This window comes from Dankookia rubra, from assembly GCF_004355005.1.
GTDB classification, from domain to species: domain Bacteria; phylum Pseudomonadota; class Alphaproteobacteria; order Acetobacterales; family Acetobacteraceae; genus Paracraurococcus; species Paracraurococcus ruber_A.
In genome coordinates this window covers 24,345-42,406 of the sequence record NZ_SMSJ01000028.1, presented here as the reverse complement: position 1 = coordinate 42,406, position 18,062 = coordinate 24,345, and the positions used below count along the sequence as shown (strand labels likewise).

The window sequence follows — 18,062 nt, the reverse complement described above, 5'->3', positions numbered from 1 at the left end:
CGGACCTCCATCTTCTGTCGCCGCAGCGCCCGCTCCGTCGGCTCGTCGGAGGAGCCCCGGTGGAAGCGTACCGGTACGCCTTGGCCTCTGTAGCGAGAAGCCGAGCCCCCTTTCCTTTCAACCAACGTATCAGCCCAGCTTTCAGCGGTGACTGCATCGGTCAGGGCCAAGGCACGACCAGCCGAACCGTGATGGTTTGGTTCTTTGCGGCGCGTCTCGTCCAATGCCGATTGCTGCTAGGGAACTCAAAACGGTCCAGCACTCTTTCCGTCGTTGCAGGTTGGGTCGGGCTTGGCAACTGGCGCTTTCAAGGCGCCGCGACGGGAGCATGCGATGATTGAGCAGAAACCTTTGTCGCTGCATATCCCGGAACCCGCGGTGCGGCCGGGCGACAAGCCCGACTTCCACCATTTGTCCATTCCACAGGCCGGCGCGGTCCGTCGACCGCCGATCGATGTTCCGGCGCACGAGATCCATGACCTCGCCTATTCCATCATCCGCGTGCTCGACCGCCAGGGCGAGGCGGTCGGCCCCTGGGCGCCCGGGCTCGACGCCGAGGCGCTGAAGGCCGGGCTGCGCGCCATGCTGAAGACCCGCGCCTACGACGCGCGGATGATGATGGCGCAGCGCCAGGGCAAGACATCCTTCTACATGCCCTGCACCGGCGAGGAGGCGGTGGCCTGCGGCTTCCAGACCGCGCTCGAGAAGGGCGACATGAATTTCCCGACCTATCGCCAGCAGGGTCTGCTGATCGCCCAGGACTGGTCGCTGGTCGACATGATGTGCCAGGTCTTCTCCAACGCGCAGGACCGCCTGCTGGGGCGGCAACTGCCGGTGCTCTATTCCGTGCGGGACGCCGGGTTCTTCTCCATCTCCGGCAACCTCGCCACGCAATACGTGCAGGCCGTGGGCTGGGCGATGGCCTCGGCCATCAGCGGGGACACCCGCGTCGCCGCGGCCTGGGTCGGCGAGGGCTCGACCGCCGAGAGCGACTTCCACGCGGCCCTGGTTTTCGCCTCGGTCTACCGGCCGCCGGTGATCCTCAACGTGGTCAACAACCAGTGGGCCATCTCCTCCTTCCAGGGTGTGGCGGGCGGCGAGAACGCGCCCTTCGCGGCCCGCGCGCATGGGTACGGCATCCCCTCGCTCCGGGTCGACGGCAACGACTACCTCGCGGTGCATGCCGCGACCGCCTGGGCGGTGGAGCGGGCACGGCGCAACCTCGGCGCGACGCTGATCGAATGGGTGACCTACCGGGCCGGCGCGCATTCCAGCTCGGACGAACCCTCCCGCTACCGGCCGAAGGAGGAATCGGATGCCTGGCCGCTCGGCGACCCGATCGAACGGCTGAAGAACCACCTGATCGCCGGCGGGGACTGGAGCGAGGCGCGGCAGACCCAGCTGCGCGCCGAGATCGAGGAGGAGGTGCTGGCCGCGGCGCGCGAGGCGGAGCGCCACGGCACCCTGCATGACGGCCCGAAGCCCAGCGCCGCCACCATGTTCGAGGGCGTCTACAAGGAGATGCCCCGCCACCTGCGCGAGCAGCGCCAGGCGATGGGGATCTGAGCATGCCGCGCCGGACCATGGTGGAGGCGATCCGCGACGCGCTCGACGTGATGATGGGCCGCGACAGCCGCGTCGTCGTCTTCGGTGAGGACGTCGGCTATTTCGGCGGCGTGTTCCGCGCCACCGAAGGGCTGCAGCGCAAGTACGGAACGTCGCGCTGCTTCGATGCACCAATCTCCGAAGGCGGGATCATCGGCGTTGCTGTCGGCATGGGCGCCTACGGCCTGCGTCCCGTCGCCGAGATCCAGTTCGCCGACTACATGTATCCCGGCTACGACCAGATCGTCTCGGAAGCCGCGCGGCTGCGCTACCGCTCGGCCGGCGAGTTCACCGCGCCGATGGTGGTGCGCATGCCCTGCGGCGGCGGCATCTTCGGCGGCCAGACGCATAGCCAGAGCCCCGAGGCGCTGTTCACCCATGTCTGCGGCCTGAAGACCGTCATCCCCTCCAACCCTTACGACGCCAAAGGCCTGTTGATCGCGGCGATCGAGGACGACGATCCGGTCATCTTCCTGGAGCCTAAGCGGGTCTACAACGGCCCCTTCAACGGGCATCACGACCAGCCCGTGGTGCCCTGGGCGCGGCATCCGCTCGGCGAGACGCCGGACGGGCACTACACCGTCCCACTCGGGGAGGCCGCGGTGCGGCGCGAGGGCAACGCGGTAACGGTGCTCGCCTACGGCACCATGGTGCATGTGGCGGAGGCAGCGGCGGCCGAGACCGGCATCGATGCCGAGATCATCGACCTCCGCACGCTGGTTCCGCTTGATGTCGAGGCGATCGAGCGGTCGGTGCGGAAGACCGGCCGCTGCGTGATCCTGCACGAGGCGACGCGCACCTCCGGCTTCGGCGCCGAGCTTTCGGCGCAGGTGCAGGAGCGCTGCTTCTACCACCTGGAGGCACCGATCCTGCGGGTCACCGGCTGGGACACGCCCTATCCGCACGCGCAGGAGTGGGACTACTTCCCGGGCCCCGAGCGCGTCGGCCGGGCCCTTCGCACCGTGCTGGAGGCCTGAGATGGGCACCCGCGTGGTCAAGCTGCCGGATATCGGCGAGGGCGTCGCCGAGGCCGAGCTGGTCGGCTGGCACGTCAAGGTCGGTGACGTCGTACGGGAGGAACAGCCGCTCGCCGAGGTGATGACCGACAAGGCGACGGTGGAGATCCCGTCGCCGGTCGCCGGCACCATCCTCGCGCTAGGCGGCGAGGTGGGCAGCACGCTGGCGGTCGGCGGAGAGCTCGTGCGGATCGAGGTGCCGGGCCAGCCGGACCGCGCGACGGCGCCGGCCTCTCCTGCGAAGCAGGAGGCGCCCGCGACGGAACCCAAGGCACCCGCCCCGCCGGAGCCCGCCCCCCCGCAGCAGCCGCGACCCGCTGCGCGGCAGGGCGTGGCGCCGCGCCCGCCGGGCGAGCGTCCCATTGCTTCGCCGGCGGTGCGGCTGCGGGCGCGGGAGGCGGGGATCGACCTTCGCCAAGTCCACGGCAGCGGCCCGGCCGGGCGCATCCTGCACGAGGACCTCGACGCGCTGCTGCGGGGCGATGGCCCTGCTGCGCCGGCCCCGGCAGGGCGCGGCGCCGATACGCGGGTCGAGGAGATCAAGGTCACCGGCCTGCGCCGCCGCATTGCCGAGCGGATGGCCGAGGCGACGCGGCGGATCGCGCATTTCTCCTATGTCGAGGAGATCGACCTCAACGCGCTGGAGGAATTGCGCGCCGCGCTGAATGCGGAGACAGCGGAACGTCCGAAGCTGACGCTTCTCCCCTTCCTGATGCTGGCCGTGGTCCGCGCCGTTGCCGACTTCCCGCAGATGAACGCGCTGTACGACGATGAGGCCGGCGTCATCCGGCGGCATGGCGGCGTGCATCTCGGCATCGCCACGCAGACCGCGTCCGGCCTGGTCGTGCCCGTCGTGCGCCACGCCGAGGCGCGCGACCTGTGGGGCTGTGCAGCGGAGCTGAGGCGCCTGTCGGAGGCCGCGCGAGCCGGGCAGGCGGCGCGCGAGGAGCTCGGCGGCTCGACCATCACCATCACCAGCCTCGGCGCGCTGGGCGGCATCGCCAGCACGCCGGTGGTTAACTGGCCGGAAGTGGCGATCATCGGCGTCAACCGGATGGCGGTGCGGCCGATGTGGATCGGCGGCGGCGTCGTGCCGCGCAAGATGATGAACCTGTCCTCCTCCTTCGACCACCGGGTCATCGACGGCTACGACGCGGCGGCCTTCGTCCAGCGCATCAAGGGCCTGCTGGAGCTGCCCGCGCGGATCTTCCTGGAGGGATAAGATGGGCGACCTCACGGCCGGGCTTCTCGTCCTCGGCGGTGGCCCCGGCGGCTACAGCGCCGCCGCAAGGGCCGGGGAGCTCGGCATCGACACCGTGCTGGTCGAGCAGGGCAGCCTCGGCGGCACCTGCCTGAATATCGGCTGCATCCCGTCGAAGGCGCTGATCCACGTGGCGGCGGAATTCGGCCGCGCCGCCGCGCAGGCCGATGCCTCGCCCTTCGGGCTGCGGGCCGGGGCGCCGAGCCTCGATTTCGCCCAGGCGGTCGCCTGGAAGGACGGCATCGTCGGCCGGCTGAATGCCGGCGTCGCCACGCTGCTGAAGCAGGGCAGGGTGCGCACGGTGCAGGGGCGCGGCGTCATGCTCGACGGCAAAACCTGCCGCGTCGAGACCGATACCGGGCCGCAGACCATCCGCGCCCGGCACGTGCTGCTGGCGACTGGCTCCGAGCCGATGCCGCTGCCGGCGCTGCCCTTCGGCGGCCGGGTGATTTCCTCGACCGGGGCGCTGTCGCTGCCGCGCGTGCCTGACTACCTGGCGGTGGTGGGCGCCGGCTATATCGGGCTCGAGCTCGGCATGGCCTTCGCCCGGCTCGGGGCGGCGGTCACGGTGGTGGAGGCCGCCGACCGCATCCTGCCGGGGTGGGACGCCGATCTCACGCGCCCCGTCCTGCGCGGGATGCAACGCTTGGGGATCGAGGTGATGACCGCCACCGACGCGCGCGGCCTGGCCCGGGACGGCACGGCGCTGTGGGTCGCCACGGCCGACGGGGCGGACCGCACGATCCCGGCCGAGGCCATCCTGGTCGCGGTCGGCCGCCGGCCCTGCACGACGGGCTTCGGGCTGGAAGCGCTGGATCTGGCGATGGATGGGGCATCGATCCGCATCGATGCGAGCTGCTCGACCTCGATGCGCGATGTCTGGGCGGTCGGCGACGTCGCGGGCGGGCCGATGCTGGCGCATCGCGCCATGGCGCAGGGCCGGATGGTGGCGGAGTTGGTGGCCGGCCGGCGCCGCCGTTTCGAGCCGGTGGCGATCCCGGCGATCTGCTTCACCAGCCCAGAGGTCGTCTCTGTCGGCCTGTCGCCGGCAGAGGCGCGCCAGGCCGGGCAGGCGGTCCGAGTCGGCCAGTATCCCTTCTCGACCAACGGCCGAGCGCTCACCGAAGCAGCGGAGGAGGGCTTTGTGCGGGTCGTCGCGCGGGCCGACACTCATCTGGTGCTCGGCATCCAGGCGGTCGGCGCCGGGGTCGCGGAACTGGCCGCCAGCTTTAGCTTGGCGCTGGAGATGGGGGCCCGGCTGGAGGACATCGCCGGCACGATCCACGCGCATCCGACCCGGAGCGAGGCCTTCCACGACGCCGCGCTCAAGGCCATTGGTCAAGCACAGCAGATAGCGTGAACGCCGCATGCCTGTTTCCTGAGAGCAGGAACTTGAGCAGGATTGGAAGGTGTCGGATCTCTTCGCCCTTTGCGTGATGCGGCCACTCACCGGATAAGGCGACGCCATGGAAAGGGCGGTCAACCCGGATTGTACGGCGGGACAGTAGATATCGATTGGAGGTACATGGGTCCGACCACAACCACATGGTTCAATTCCGTCCGCTTCCAGCAGTTCGCAGCATGCCTTGCCCGGAAGTCCACGAGGACTTGGCCATGCGGTGACCGGTGCCGGCCGCGGCGCGCTGGGAAAAGGTCGGGGGCAACGCACCTGCGGTCCAGTGCGGCAGCCGTCGGCCAACTTTCTGATTGCTGATGCATATTTAAGGTTTGCAAACTGAGGCTAAGAATCCTACGGCGTGTCTGTAGGAGCCAGACCGATTCGGGGCACACGGCCCGTCTCGGCTATCCGGCTCCGGTCAGACTCTAGCGACACCATCGCCGCGCCAAGCGAGGCGCACGGGTTTGGCCACTCTACTCGAGGCGACCCTGTAAGCGGTTCGGCCAATGAACAGGCGTGGGGCCGCGCCTTCGAGGCAACCTACGCGGCAGTCAGTCAGCGGAAGCAGCAGCGCCGCCAACGTCACCGCACTCGGACGCAAGGGCCATCGGCCGAGACCATCGCCGCCCAAGCTGCCAGGCTCACCGCCGCACGGGCGCATGTTGAGATCTGCTTTGCCAAGGCACAGCCGACGTCCGATGCCGCCGAACTCCGGTCGTTCATCGCCTTTCAAGCCAAAGCGGTTGATCCCAACGCCCGCCTGCTGTGGCGCGCCGATGCCGAGCCGGTTTCCGCTGAGCTCCAGCAGGCCCGTCATGTGGCACAACGGGAGGAGGTACGGCAGCGCCTCAGCGGTGGCCATCACTGGCCGGGTGGCCCGGTCGGCGATAACCCGGCATATGCCCGTGCGTCGTTCGTCTACCGCGGCCTAGTCTCCGACGAACGTCCCATCCTGAAGCTCATCGTCGCCAGCACGCCCCGGGCCGCGCGTCTGCGGACTGGCGACACCTAAGAGCGTCTAACCCGACCGCCTGGTTTGCCTCGGCCAGATGATGCTGGCGGGGAGAGCGTTGCAGGCGAGGTGGATGTGCTCGCGCCGTTCGTGGCGGATGGTGAGGCGGCGAAAGCGGACCATCCAGGCGAGCATCGGCTCGACCTTCCAGCGGTGCCGCCCAAGTCTGCTGCTGTCCTCGACGCCGCGGCGCGCAATGCGCGCGACGATGCCACGACGGCGGCACTCGTCGCGGCGGAAGCGATGGTTGTAGCTCTTGTCGGCAGGCAACCTGCCGGGGCGGCGACGCGGCCTGCCGCCAGGTTTGCGGCGTCGAACCGGCGGGATCGCATCGAGCGTGGCGGCCAGCATCTTGCTGCCGTTGCGGCTAGCCGGGCTGAGCGTCAGGCCAGGTGGCGTGCCGTGGCCGTCGACCACGACATGCAGCTCGGTGCCCGGCTTGCCGCGATCCGGCGTGTCCTACGCGGCGGCGGTGGAGCCGATACGCTCGACGGAGCGGGGGCAACGACTCACTCGATGGTGGCGCTGGGGACCATATCCTGATCCCTGGCACCGGTGTGGATCAACTGACCGGCGGAGCGGAAGCCGACGTTCTCGGATTCGGGCGGCTCATGCCGCTGCTCGCGCCCGATACCGGTGTCGGCGACGGGCACCGCGACATCATCGTCGATTTCGAACAGGCTCATGACACCGTAGACCTGTCCCGCCATCGGAACAGCTTCGATCCAAGCCCGGAGAGACCGCTCTTCCGCGGCAATGATGCCTTTGTCGGTACCAAAGCGCGGCAGGTGCGGTACGAGATTCTGGACAACGGGAACACGCTGGTGCAGTTCGCGGCCGCCCTGGGTGAGCCGTCGCCAGGCGTCCAGCCGCACATGCCGACGACTTCAACCGGCGAAATCGAACTGGTCGGCACCCACACCCTGTCCGCTAACGATTTCATCCTGCAGCCGAAGGCGGAGAGCGGCGTGCCAGATTTGGGGGCGCCGCGGCGAACGCATTTACCTTCAGCTACACCGGCGGCCTGCGGACCTACACGGTGCCGGAGACCGGCAGCTACAGTATCGTCGCAAGTGGCGCCTCGGGCGGCACAGCCAATGGGCGGACCGGCGGCAACTCGGAAGTTGTCGGCGGCTTCGGCGCACAGATCGGAGCGATCTTCAGCTTCAGCGCCGGGGAGGTAATCACCATCGCCGTGGCTGGCCGTGGCGCGGACGCTCCTGACGCGATCGTGTCCGGCGGCGGCGGCGGCGGTAGCTTCGTTGTCGATGACAATAACTCGCCGCTCCTGATCGCCGGCGGCGGCGGCTTGGTCGGCGGCAATTTCTCTCAGCACAGAGGTATTACCGCCACCAGCCTGGACGCGATCAACGGCCACGAGACCTCATTCCCAACCGCGGATGGCGGCAAGGCGGGCAACGGCAGCGACGATGGAGAGAGCGGGAAGACTGACATGGAAGACGGCGATGGTTGTGCCGGTGGTGGTGGCTACTCGACCCCTGGCGGCTCTGGTGGAGACCCATTCGTGGGTTACGGCGGGAGCGGCGCGTCCTACCTCGCCGGCCTCACCGGCAGTGCAGGAAACGGCGGCAACGGCGGCGCTGGTGGTTTTGGCGGTGGTGGCGGCTACGTCGGCGGTGGTGGCGGTGGCTACAGCGGCGGCGGCGGAGCCGCTCACGGTGACACGGGCGGCGGTGGCAGCGATGGTTCGCACTCCAGCATGTCCGGCCAGAGTTTCGAAACCGCTACCGTCAACGGCAACGGCTTGGTGGTGATCACGCCGCAGAGCACCAAGGCCGTACTTGACACCCTGACGGACACGGCTGGGAAGGCGCTGCCAACCGGAGCGATGGCAAGTCTCGCCTCAAGCGAACACTGGTTCATGTAGCAGCCCATCACCGTAGTGCCGGATGAGGCAAGCAGCGCGCCAACGCCACTGAAAGCCGTGCTGTGCCGCGCAGGGAGGGGCGGCGGTGGTAGCCCTCCTCAGCGTCCTCATGGCACAGCAATCTGGAGAGCGATCATGACAAAGCCCGTTCTGGTGGCCGGCGCCGGCCCGGTTGGCCTGACCCTGGCCTGCGAACTCGCGCGCTACGGCATTCCCGTCCGCGTCGTGGACAAGGCGGCGGCACGCACCGACAAGTCCAAGGCGCTGGTGCTTTGGAGTCGGACTTTGGAGTTGCTGGACCGCGGCGGGGAGGCCGGGGCGGCCCCCTTCGTCGTGGCAGGGTTCAAGGCCGAAGCGGTGAACTTCGTCGCGGGCAATCGCATGATCGGCCAGGTCGGCATGGGGGACGTGCGCAGCCCCTACCCTTACGGACTTATGCTGCCTCAATCCGAGACTGAGCGCTTGCTTGAGGAGCGGCTAAGCCGTGAGGGCGTTGCGATCGAGCGCCGCGTCGAGCTTGCCTCATTCACGGTTCGTCGGGATGGTGTCGAAGTCGTACTTCGTCACGCCGTGGACGGGCGCGAGGAGGTGGTTTCCGCAGATTGGCTGATCGGGTGCGACGGCGCGCACAGCACGGTACGCCACGGACTCAATGCACCCTTCGCAGGCGAGACGCTGGATGCGGATTGGGTGCTCGCCGACATTCACATGCACGGCTATCCGTTTCCTGACAGCGAGGCTGCAGTTCATTGGCACCATGACGGCGTGCTCATTATCTTTCCCATCTCTCCGGGCCGCTATCGCGTGATCGCGGACCTGCCCTCGTCCGGCGCCGAGCACCCGCACGCAGCGACGCTGGACCAGGTTCAGGCGCTGATCGACCGGCGTGGCCCGCCGGGCCTGGTTGCCTACGACCCAATCTGGCTGGCCAGCTTCCGGATCAACGGTCGCAAGGTCGGCAGCTATCGTTGGGGGCGTGCTTTTCTCGCCGGCGACGCGGCTCATATCCACAGCCCTGCCGGCGGGCAGGGCATGAACACCGGCATGCAGGACGCCTTCAACCTGGCCTGGAAACTGGCCCTCGTGATCCGCGGCACCTGCGGGGAGCGTCTGCTTGACAGCTACAGCTCGGAGCGCAGCGCGGTCGGCGACGAGGTGCTCAAGGCCGCGGGCCGACTGACGGCGGTGGGGACGCTGCGCAATCCGATCGCGCAGGCCGTGCGGAACATCGCAGGGCAGGTCCTGCTGGGTCTGACCGATGTCCGGCACGCCGTTGCCGACACGATGACGGAGGTCTCGATCGGCTACCCCGACAGCCCGCTGAACGGATCCGGCTTGCGCGGCGGACCGGCACCGGGCGGCCGGGTTGTCCCCGTCGCTGGCTGCGCGCCTGTTGGATCAGGCAGTGCGCCACGCTTCGCGCTGTTCGCAGAGCCGACAGTTGCGACGGCCGACCTGCTGCGGCGCTTTGACGGGTTGCTCGACCCTGAAGTCCGGCCTGGGTTCCGGGACGGTGCGATCTGGCTGGTGCGGCCCGACGGCTATGCTGCCTGCGCCGCGGAGGATCCCGCCACCATCGCCGGCTACCTCGAGCGGCTTTAGCAAGATGCGGAAGCAGTGCGGGCGTAGGCCTGAGCCGACAGGAAGAGCCGAACATGACCAAGATACATGAAGGCCAGAATGGATCTGCGGTCACTGCCACAAGACCTTACATCGATACGCTGGTTTGTCGCCTTGAGGCCGCTGGCGCCTCGCCTGTTGTCCGATACCATGGGCAGAATACCACGGCGGAGGAGCTTCTGGCTTCGATTTATCGGTACGCTCGCGCCCTTGCCGGCCTTGGCATTGCGCGCGGCGATCTGGTCGCGCTCTTCGCACCCAACTGTTCGGACGCGCTCGCTGTCCGTTACGCGGCGAACCTCATCGGCGCCGCCGCCGTCTATCTCTCCGCGCCGAAAGTACCGCAGGACCGAGCGGAGCTGGTCAGGCAGTTGGCTCCTTCCCTCCTGGTCCTGTTTTCCGAGACCGCGCACCTGTGCCCCAGCGGCCTGCTGGTCCCTGTAGCCGCCGTTGGCGCCGACGTAGCCGACGCGTCCCTCGACCTTGGCGCAATGGCTGCGTCCCAGGCGAGCAGTCCCGTCCAGAGCCTGGCCCGCTCTGGCGACCTCGCCGTTGTCATCTCCTCCGGCGGCACAACAGGCGTGCCGAAAGGAAGCCGGCGGGACTTCGCCGCGTACACCGCCACGGTGGACGTACCCAGCCCCGCGGATCGGCGTCAGTTGATCAATGGCCGTTTGGCCTATCTGTCTCAGGTGCTGGTGGATGTGACCCTTCTCGGCGGCGGGACGGTGGTGCTGCAAGACCAGTACGATGCTGCGGATACCCTGGCCGCTATTGAAGCGGAGCGGATCACCGACCTGTTCCTCGTTGAGCCGCAGCTATTCGAGGTTATGGACCACCCCGATGTCGCGCGCCGCGACCTCTCCTCCCTGCGGGCCGTGACCCACGTCGGTGCTTCGGCACCAGCCACGTTACGGCTACGCGCCCGCGAGCGCCTCGGTCCTGTGCTGGCGCATACCTACGGCGCGAGCGAGATGGGCTTGGTTAGTGCTCTTTCCCCAGTCGAACACGACCTGCTTCACCCGGAGGTGTTCACCTGCGCTGGTCGGATCCTCAGCGGCGTGAACATCCGCTTCCGCCGCACTGACGGCGCACTCGCAAGGCCAGGGGAGCCCGGGATCATTGAGGTGCGCTCACCCACCATGGCCGGCGGCTATCGCAATCGGCCCGACCTCGAGGCGGCGGCGTTCGCCGATGGATGGTACTGCAGCGGCGACCTCGGTTTCCTCGACGGCGACGGCCATCTGCACGTGTTGGGCCGGGCGGTCGATGTCGCCTGGGTTGACGGTGCCATGGTGAGTCCACCCCTAATTCAGGACACGCTCTGCCGCCTACCCGAGGTGCGCTACGCGGTGGTCGTGGTGGACCGTGAGGCCGGCGGCTGGACGGCTGCAGTCGTGCCCTGGCCGGGCTCTTCGGCGGACTCCGAGAGATGCCGAGCCGAGATCATAGCGCGGCATGGCATCGCTGCTGCCAGGCCCTTCGCAATCGTGCTGCTCGACCGGGTTCCGCTGACGGAGCAGGGAAAGCCCGATCGCGTCGCAATCCGCGAACTCGGACGTCGAACCAAGGAGCAACAAGCCGCAATCGTGCTGACGAGCTAGGTGCGACAATCAACATAGATTGCTCGCAGCCGCGTCAGCGCCTCTGGCTGATCGGGCCCCCGGCGGTGTCGCAGCCGCACGCCGCAACCAGCATCTTCAGCTCGGTCGAAGTCAGCCCCGCGGGCTAGCGGCGGCGGCCGTGCTGGCGGGCGATCCCCTGAAGGGTGGTACGGATCGCCGGGTCACCGGCCGACCAGGCCAAGCCGCGCAGCCGGTGCTGCTGGCGATGGGGGCGAGGCGGCGATCGAGCGCGGCACGGCTGCACGGTCCGGCGAGCGAGGCGAGCTAGGCGGCGCCGCGGTGGCGACGCGGGCGGCGCCGACCGGCGGCGAAGGCGTTCGCAGGGGCACCGGCGGTCCCGGATGCCGGCACGATCGCGCCCTCCGCCTCTTCGACCATGCCCCTACCCTGCCTCGCCGTCGCGCCAGGAGTCTGGCGCCTGGAGCGCCATGCGTCATCATCTGAACGATACCCGCAGTGCCGGAACCAGGCGCTGGCGTTTGCTGCGGTGATGGTGTCGAGCGCGTCGGGAACGGCGGTGTCTAGGGTCTCGATGGTGCGGGCACCGGCCTGGCGCAAGCGCTCCTTCATCGTCGCCCAGGCCTGCTCGGCGGCGTGCAGCGTCTTTTTCTGCGCAACAGACCGAGCCGCCGCAGCGTCCGGCTGAGCGTGCTCGGGTCGAAGCGCCGGCCGCCCGTCCGCTCGGCCAGCCTGTCCGCATACTGTGCGAGGGTGGCGTCGTTCTGCTCGGCCACGAGGTTGCGCAGGACCGCGGGATCGGTGCCGCCGAGCATGGCTTGGCCGCTGCCGCCCCGGCGCGGCGCCCGCTGGCCGGAGGGCGCCAGTCTCAGCCAAGCGTTCACTGTCCCGACCGAGACCGCGAACCGCTCCGCCAACAGGCGCTAGCTGCCCTCACGCCGCTCATGCGCCGACAGCACCCGCTCCCGAAGATCCACCGACAAGGCCATGGCGTTCCAGCCTCTAAAGCAGACCAAAACACCGCCCCGCATCAAGCGCTCAAACCACCTCGCACGGCGCTCCAACCGCGACTGCGGCGCGCCTCTCCTCGCCGGCGGTAAGCGCCATTATGGCTCACCCTGATCTGGTCAACGTCTCGGCGCTGATCGGCGATGCCAAATCAATGCAACAGCGTGTGCGGGGCGCTTTGACGACCTCACCATCACGGTGCTCGCCGGGCATCATCGATCGTTGCAAACGCCTTCCTTGCGGCTGGCGGACCCGCGCCGGGAGGCTCGCTTAGCCGCGCCGGTCCAGCAGTTCGACGGCGCGGTTGTACAGCCCGTCATCCACCCGGCAGCCGATCCAGGTCTCGCCGCGCGGCGGCTGCGGGCAGGCGCCCGGACCCAGTTCCTGGGTCGCTACGGCGTCGATCAACGCCCGCAGCCGGTCCGGGTGCCTGATCCTACCATCGGGGCCGAACAGGTCGAGGTTGTCGGTCGGCCCTAGCCCGACTGCGCGCGCCGCCCGCACCGCGCTCACCGGCGGGGTCGCTTGGTTCTCGGGGCAGCCGCCGCCCTCGCGCCGCTCGGCAGGCGACGCGGACGGCGCGCCGGAGCAGTCTCCGGCGGGGGAGTAGCGTCCGAGGATGTCCGCTGCGGAGCGCGCCTTATAACTGTCCTGGTACTGCCGGACGAGGTCGATGAAGGCGCGGATCGCGTAGGCTGGATCGTCAAAGCTGGCGAAGTGCTGCGCATTGGCACCGGTCTGCCCCAGCCACCTGCCGCTCAGGTTCGGCCCCTTCAGACTCAACCAATTGTTGGCGCGCAACCCGAAAGGTGCCTTGTCCGCGTTGTACGCTACCGGCCCGTAGGACCCGTCGGCCTGCCGGGCGAGCAAGCCGTTGGCGGTCTGCTCGCCGCCGCCCCGCGCGGCGGGGCTGCCCTGGGCCGAGACGGCGCTGGCCGAGAAGAACAAGGCCGAAGCCAGTGCTGCTGCGCAAGCTGTTCTGGACAGTGGTGACGGCATTCCTACCTCTCGGCTGCACCCGGGGACGCTGGCCCGCGCCTCGCCCGCATCGACACAATGGGCCGTGCCACGGCTCGGTTCCCGCCGGCACGAACCGCTGCTGGACGTCGGAGCAGTTCTGTTGCGAGCTCGTGAAGCCGCCCGAGCAGACACAAGCCTCGGCATGGCGAGATGCTGGCGACGGTCGAAGCCTTGCACTTCACGGTTCGGGGGCCTCTCCAGCTCGCTTTCACGTACGCCATGTCAGCGCCATCAATCGGCCAATGCCGGTACACACAAACCGCGAAGACCTTGCCGACGCCAATTACGCAGACATGTCTGCGACCGTCGCCTGACAACCGGACGCGGCCGTTGCCGTACAGGATGAAGGCCGACATCTGACTGGCCGCATACGGCATCATCGGGTGCATGCCAGGGGCGATCGTCACCTCATAGCCGCGCATAGCCTTGCGCACGAGCCTGTCAGCCAGTGGCGCGCAAGCCTGCCAAGGCCCGCGTTGAATGTCATACGTCCATGCTGTCGGCGCGATGGGCAAACTGCTCCCGAGTACTGCAGCCGGCTCAATGAACAGTGACATGACCACGCCGAACCCAAAGCCTCCGGCCACCAGCGCGAAGACGCGCGCCCTTGTCGTACAGATGTTCCGTGCGCCATGCTGCCTTTTGCGCCCCGCTCTGCGGGTCGCTGAACCGGGGCTGCTTCATCCCGGCTCTTCCCGGGTCGTTTAAGCGGAAGGCACACCGCTGCTCGGCACGGGCCAGAGTGCTACCCAATCCAGCCTAATAATGCCGGCCAAACATCCTGCGCCACCAAGGCGGCCCAGGTTCGTCCTCGACCCAAGCATATCCCCGCTCCTCTCTTTCCCATCGGCGGGGTGTCGGTTGTGATGATGTCGGAAGTCTACCGGCAGCTGGCGTTTGGATATGAGGCAGGGTTTGGTCTTGCTCTGCGCGCGGTGGGACCGCTTGGTGTTCTTCGGTGGAGCCATTCGGCTCGATTGCGGCTTCGATTGTCGCCGCCGTGGCTCGTGCAACGTCGACCGCTTCGCGCATAGCGGCGAGCAACTCCTGTCGCAACCGCTCGATGTTCTCTCTTGCAGCGGTCTCTATGGCTTCCGCTCGCCTGAGCGCATCGCTCGCCTTCTGCTCTGCAAGGACAACTCGAGTTTCTGCATCCTGCCGCGCCTCACGCTCCAGTTCGGCACGCCGTTCTGCATCTTCGGCGCGGTGCTCGGCTTGGTTCGTGCGATGACGTAAGTCGCTAGCGAGTCGTTCAAGCGCCCCGAGCACGGATTCAACCACGGAAGCGTTTGGGCCCTGGTTTGGGGTAGACATATATGATCCCGCATAGACCTCAGTTGTGGGCAGCGTTTTGCTTGTCCGGTCGCAGTCTTCCAAGCCCGCTGCGACCTCATTCATGGCTAAGCGGCATTTTTGAGCAGAAGTTCATATCCAAATGATCACAGTGATCCATGGTCTGCGAATTGCAAATCGATCGTCCGCCAGAACGGAGAACAATTCTCGGCCGCGTGTTCGACGTGGCCATTGGTGCCGAACCAGCAATGGCGGCCGCCATATCCATTTTGCTGAACCTGATCCAGCCACCTGCACAGCTTGAGCGTCCCTTGGTTTCCTTCCATATCATTCACGGCAAGGCGGCCATCCAGCCGCCTTCGTCTCGCCATTCCGATCCCATCATGGCCTATCCCGAAGGCTCCTATGCGCCCGTGGCTCCTACCTTTGCTGCTCGCCGCCTGTGCCTCACCTGTGCCGCCTGAGCCCTCGGTAGCGCGCAACGTGCCGGAGGCGGCAGTGTGTCATGGCGAAGACGGGCAGGTGTTGCGGCACAATTCCCGTGTCGGCGCCCAGACCGGCCTGCCGACGCCGCGTTCCATCTACACCCGTCATGCGGCCACCTTCCGTGCCGGCCCCAAACGTGACGAGGCGGAGCTGTTCAGGCTGGAAAAGCCGTCGTCGATCGTAATTCTTCGGGAGTGTGGATTTTTCCGGCTGGCGCGCGTGCCGGACGGACGGACGGGCTGGCTACAAGCCAGTGTGCTGACGACCCGCATGCCCGCACAGGAGCGCCGCGCCACGCCCTAGATGCGCGCGACCCAGCGCTGGCTGTCGCGTGGCGTGCAAACCCGCGCCGATGGGCCGCAAACCCGTGCCTGACCGTGATTATGGCAGCTTCCTCCTCACTCGCGGCAAGCGAGGCCTAAGTAGGCCTGCAGACCACTCGCCCGCGTGGCCGATCGTTCTCCAATGAACTCGAGGCATCATTGGAGGGAAACAGGAGAGGCACGTCGCGCCCTGGCGCCGGGTACCGTCATTTCGTTAGTCGTCGGCAATCAAACGGATCCGCCAGAGCCCAGTCATCGCACCCGGCTCCTGCCTCGTCTGCTGCACCAGAAACTTGCCGTCGACGCGTCTGAAGCCTTTGAAATCGTCATCGAGACGAGTCGCGGCAGCCGCGTCCCAGATGCTGCAGGCGCCCTCCCAGAACTCATCCGTGGCGAGCACGGTGCCATGCCTTGCAGCCTTCTCGAGACGCGCGGCGGTTGCCAGCACGGAGCCAGTGACCGGGCGCTTCGCAGCGTCGCGTTGCCGGCCCTCGATGCCCTGGACAACCCCGCGCGCCGCGCCGAAACGCATTGTGCGGCGGTGCTCCTTCAGCCTTCGCATGCGCAGCAGGAGGCGCCGGGCGGCGAGCAGCAGGCGCGCAGGGCTGCCATCCACCATCAGCACGGAGTCCCCTGCCGACACCGCATGATGCTGCACGCCAAGCCCGCCGCACACCTCGGCAACCCAACTGGCGAACATCGCTGGGTAGGTTGAATTGTAATCTGGGTGCCACGCGGTTGCGGTGGAGCCGACGATATCGCCGACGATAACGAAATGCGAGATAGGCTCCTCTACCCAGGGCCGTGCCGCACCCACGATATTGTGGCGGTCGGAGTTCCGCACGTAGTCCGTGCCATGCGCCTCCTCGATGAGAAGGTCGAGCGCCGGGTGCATGAGGTAGCGCTCGCTGCGCGGCAGCGCGCCAGGATCGTCTTCGAACACGATCTCGTCGGGCCGGATGAAGCGCTGATGCAGGTCCGGCTCTCCGCCCTGCGCCGTTGCACCGGCCGCCCGGAGCGTGCCGACCAGTCCCATTCTGCACAAGGCGCGGAACGGTTGACGCCGCTCGCCGCCATGGCTGCCCTCGGCGGAATCTTGAAGTTTGTCATATTCCTCTTCGATTCGGGTGATGTCCTCGGCATGCAATACGTTACGGTCGATAAGTCCGAACAGGGCCCGGCTTGGCGTGGTCATGAACAGGCCAAGCTCCGCTTGGAAGAAGCGGACGTTCTCCGCCGCGGCGCGCCGAACGGCCTCCACCAGCCGCGCCGAGCTGCGTTGCGCCGGCGGGATGAGGGATAGGCGGTTGCCGATCGCCATCAGCTCACGCGGGCGGAGCAGCGTATGGCGCAGGACGAGGTCGAAGAAATCCTCACGGTGGCCGCTGATCTCGTGCGTGAGGTTGACGTTCTGCATACCGACGAAGCGCGCAATCGGGTCCTTTGCATGACTGTCACAGAGCCGGCCCGGAGGCTCGAGATCGATATTCCTGAGGAAGATTTCCCTCAGGTCATCGCTGGTGTAGGCGATCTCGACCACCCTACCATTCATCTGCGCGGCGCCGGCGTCGACATCGGCAAGGCGCAGCCACGCTTCTCGACGGAGCGCCGCATAGACCCGGACATGGGAATTGAGCCGGTTGATGTCGAAGGCCGCCCGCGCCAGAGCAAGCTGCGCCAGGGTCCAGGGCCCGGGCAGTCGCTCCTTTTGAGCTGCCCCGGTTCGCGCCCGTACCGTGGCATCGGTATCCGCGAGCGCGCGCTCCAAACACTCATCGACGTTGTCTATGAAGAATGCGAGACCGGTGTGGATGCCGCGGAACAGGGGATTCACCTGTCCGACGACGTCTTGGCGCACGGCGTAGAATGCGGGGCGATCGAGGTGCAGGATCTGCATCCATATTTCGCTGAGCACTTCGAGCTGCGGCTTGTCGAAAATTTCCTTCAGCTCGGGAGAGCGGAGCGCTGATGCGAGTGCGGCGGCATCCCACGCCGCAGCGAATCCGGCATAAGTCCGGAACAGCTTGACCGCTGTGATCTTGATGGCCATGACCCAGGTCTCGACCCAGTAGTCGTAGCTACGAACGAAGCTGCCAAGGTCCTCCTTCGTCCAGATCGGCAGGCTGCCCGGCGGCCGATCCACAAGTTGGCCGGACGGCGAGAGAAGGACGCCCTTGCGGTCTCGCTGGAGCAGCATGCGCTTGGCCTGCAGCAGCAATGTCTTGCCGTAACCCTTGGGGGCCACGACGTAGAGCCTGTCTGGCCCATCCAGGGACAGGAACTCACGGATAGCTGCGGTCGCGTGGATGGGTTGTTGTGCGAGCAAATCGGAGTCGTCGCCGTGGACCTCAGCAGCGTCGACAATCCAAGGCTTTGCTGTGCTCATGGCTCACCCTGAGGAAACCTTCACCGCAGGCCAGGTCAGCAGAATGAGAAGCCGTGCCGCGGTCAACAGGAATCCGGCTGCGCGGATCGACCCAACCCTGGTTTCGCAGGAGAGTGCTCCACGTTAGTTACGCCTTGGGCATAGACATGTCGCGTGGGGCTG

15 protein-coding genes and 1 pseudogene are annotated in these 18,062 nt (G+C 67.5%); 11 read left to right on the top strand and 5 right to left on the bottom strand.

Annotated features, from left to right (window positions below; genetic code table 11):
- Nucleotides 1-333 precede the first annotated feature (333 nt).
- The 5 genes from E2C06_RS19215 to E2C06_RS19195 all read left to right on the top strand — a co-directional run bounded on the left by E2C06_RS19215 (nt 334) and on the right by E2C06_RS19195 (nt 6,293).
- A complete protein-coding gene (locus tag E2C06_RS19215) occupies nt 334-1,566 on the top strand; it encodes a 3-methyl-2-oxobutanoate dehydrogenase (2-methylpropanoyl-transferring) subunit alpha (protein ID WP_133290232.1) in 1,233 nt (410 codons plus the stop codon).
- 2 nt (nt 1,567-1,568) lie between these two features.
- Nucleotides 1,569-2,582, top strand: a complete 1,014-nt coding sequence (locus tag E2C06_RS19210) for an alpha-ketoacid dehydrogenase subunit beta (RefSeq protein ID WP_133290231.1) — start codon at nt 1,569-1,571, stop codon at nt 2,580-2,582.
- Between the two features lies 1 nt (nt 2,583).
- On the top strand, nt 2,584-3,843 hold the full coding sequence (locus E2C06_RS19205) for a dihydrolipoamide acetyltransferase family protein (RefSeq protein ID WP_133290230.1): 1,260 nt from the start codon (nt 2,584-2,586) through the stop codon (nt 3,841-3,843).
- A gap of 1 nt (nt 3,844) precedes the next feature.
- Nucleotides 3,845-5,242: a dihydrolipoyl dehydrogenase gene (gene lpdA / locus E2C06_RS19200; RefSeq protein ID WP_133290229.1), complete on the top strand. Its 1,398-nt coding sequence runs from the start codon at nt 3,845-3,847 to the stop codon at nt 5,240-5,242.
- A 397-nt stretch (nt 5,243-5,639) separates the two neighbouring features.
- Nucleotides 5,640-6,293 carry a hypothetical protein gene (locus E2C06_RS19195; protein WP_133290228.1) on the top strand — a complete coding sequence of 218 codons (654 nt, stop codon included), beginning with the start codon at nt 5,640-5,642 and terminating at the stop codon, nt 6,291-6,293.
- A gap of 6 nt (nt 6,294-6,299) precedes the next feature.
- Here the strand turns inward: E2C06_RS19195 and E2C06_RS19190 are convergent.
- A pseudogene (locus E2C06_RS19190) lies at nt 6,300-6,743 on the bottom strand (transposase); the annotation flags it as partial.
- Nucleotides 6,744-6,802: 59 nt separating this feature from the next.
- Entirely contained in the window at nt 6,803-7,168 is a 366-nt protein-coding gene (locus E2C06_RS19185; RefSeq protein WP_133290226.1) for a hypothetical protein, read from the bottom strand.
- A gap of 164 nt (nt 7,169-7,332) precedes the next feature.
- On the opposite strand from E2C06_RS19185, the gene E2C06_RS40335 reads away from it, so the two are divergent.
- From E2C06_RS40335 to E2C06_RS19175, 3 genes are all read left to right on the top strand, one after another.
- A complete protein-coding gene (locus E2C06_RS40335) occupies nt 7,333-8,181 on the top strand; it encodes a hypothetical protein (protein ID WP_165982500.1) in 849 nt (282 codons plus the stop codon).
- Nucleotides 8,182-8,316: 135 nt separating this feature from the next.
- Nucleotides 8,317-9,783, top strand: coding sequence for an FAD-dependent monooxygenase (locus E2C06_RS19180; protein ID WP_133290225.1), 1,467 nt, complete (start codon nt 8,317-8,319; stop codon nt 9,781-9,783).
- Between the two features lie 53 nt (nt 9,784-9,836).
- A complete protein-coding gene (locus tag E2C06_RS19175; protein ID WP_133290224.1) occupies nt 9,837-11,405 on the top strand; it encodes a class I adenylate-forming enzyme family protein in 1,569 nt (522 codons plus the stop codon).
- Nucleotides 11,406-11,992: 587 nt separating this feature from the next.
- On the opposite strand, the gene E2C06_RS19170 is transcribed toward E2C06_RS19175, so the two are convergent.
- Nucleotides 11,993-12,301 carry a hypothetical protein gene (locus E2C06_RS19170; protein ID WP_133290223.1) on the bottom strand — a complete coding sequence of 103 codons (309 nt, stop codon included), beginning with the start codon at nt 12,299-12,301 and terminating at the stop codon, nt 11,993-11,995.
- Between the two features lie 361 nt (nt 12,302-12,662).
- Nucleotides 12,663-13,340 carry a hypothetical protein gene (locus tag E2C06_RS19165; protein ID WP_133290222.1) on the bottom strand — a complete coding sequence of 226 codons (678 nt, stop codon included), beginning with the start codon at nt 13,338-13,340 and terminating at the stop codon, nt 12,663-12,665.
- A gap of 1,017 nt (nt 13,341-14,357) precedes the next feature.
- Here E2C06_RS19165 and E2C06_RS19160 point away from each other — a divergent pair.
- From E2C06_RS19160 to E2C06_RS19150, 3 genes are all read left to right on the top strand, one after another.
- Entirely contained in the window at nt 14,358-14,648 is a 291-nt protein-coding gene (locus E2C06_RS19160; RefSeq protein ID WP_133290221.1) for a hypothetical protein, read from the top strand.
- Between the two features lie 215 nt (nt 14,649-14,863).
- A complete protein-coding gene (locus tag E2C06_RS19155; protein ID WP_133290220.1) occupies nt 14,864-15,169 on the top strand; it encodes a hypothetical protein in 306 nt (101 codons plus the stop codon).
- Nucleotides 15,170-15,188: 19 nt separating this feature from the next.
- Complete coding sequence (locus E2C06_RS19150; RefSeq protein WP_133290219.1) at nt 15,189-15,494, top strand: hypothetical protein; 306 nt, start codon at nt 15,189-15,191, stop codon at nt 15,492-15,494.
- 234 nt (nt 15,495-15,728) lie between these two features.
- Here the strand turns inward: E2C06_RS19150 and E2C06_RS19145 are convergent, their stop codons facing one another.
- A complete protein-coding gene (locus tag E2C06_RS19145; RefSeq protein ID WP_133290218.1) occupies nt 15,729-17,900 on the bottom strand; it encodes a hypothetical protein in 2,172 nt (723 codons plus the stop codon).
- Nucleotides 17,901-18,062 lie beyond the last annotated feature (162 nt).

What these genes read in the sequence shown, in the direction of transcription:
- E2C06_RS19205 (WP_133290230.1), top strand. Translation starts at nt 2,584, where the DNA reads ATGGGCACCCGCGTGGTCAAGCTGCCGGATATCGGCGAGGGCGTCGCC.
- E2C06_RS19175 (WP_133290224.1), top strand. Translation starts at nt 9,837, where the DNA reads ATGACCAAGATACATGAAGGCCAGAATGGATCTGCGGTCACTGCCACA.
- E2C06_RS19210 (WP_133290231.1), top strand. Translation starts at nt 1,569, where the DNA reads ATGCCGCGCCGGACCATGGTGGAGGCGATCCGCGACGCGCTCGACGTG.
- E2C06_RS19145 (WP_133290218.1), bottom strand. Translation starts at nt 17,900, where the DNA reads ATGAGCACAGCAAAGCCTTGGATTGTCGACGCTGCTGAGGTCCACGGC.
- E2C06_RS19155 (WP_133290220.1), top strand. Translation starts at nt 14,864, where the DNA reads ATGGTCTGCGAATTGCAAATCGATCGTCCGCCAGAACGGAGAACAATT.
- lpdA (WP_133290229.1), top strand. Translation starts at nt 3,845, where the DNA reads ATGGGCGACCTCACGGCCGGGCTTCTCGTCCTCGGCGGTGGCCCCGGC.
- E2C06_RS19180 (WP_133290225.1), top strand. Translation starts at nt 8,317, where the DNA reads ATGACAAAGCCCGTTCTGGTGGCCGGCGCCGGCCCGGTTGGCCTGACC.
- E2C06_RS19215 (WP_133290232.1), top strand. Translation starts at nt 334, where the DNA reads ATGATTGAGCAGAAACCTTTGTCGCTGCATATCCCGGAACCCGCGGTG.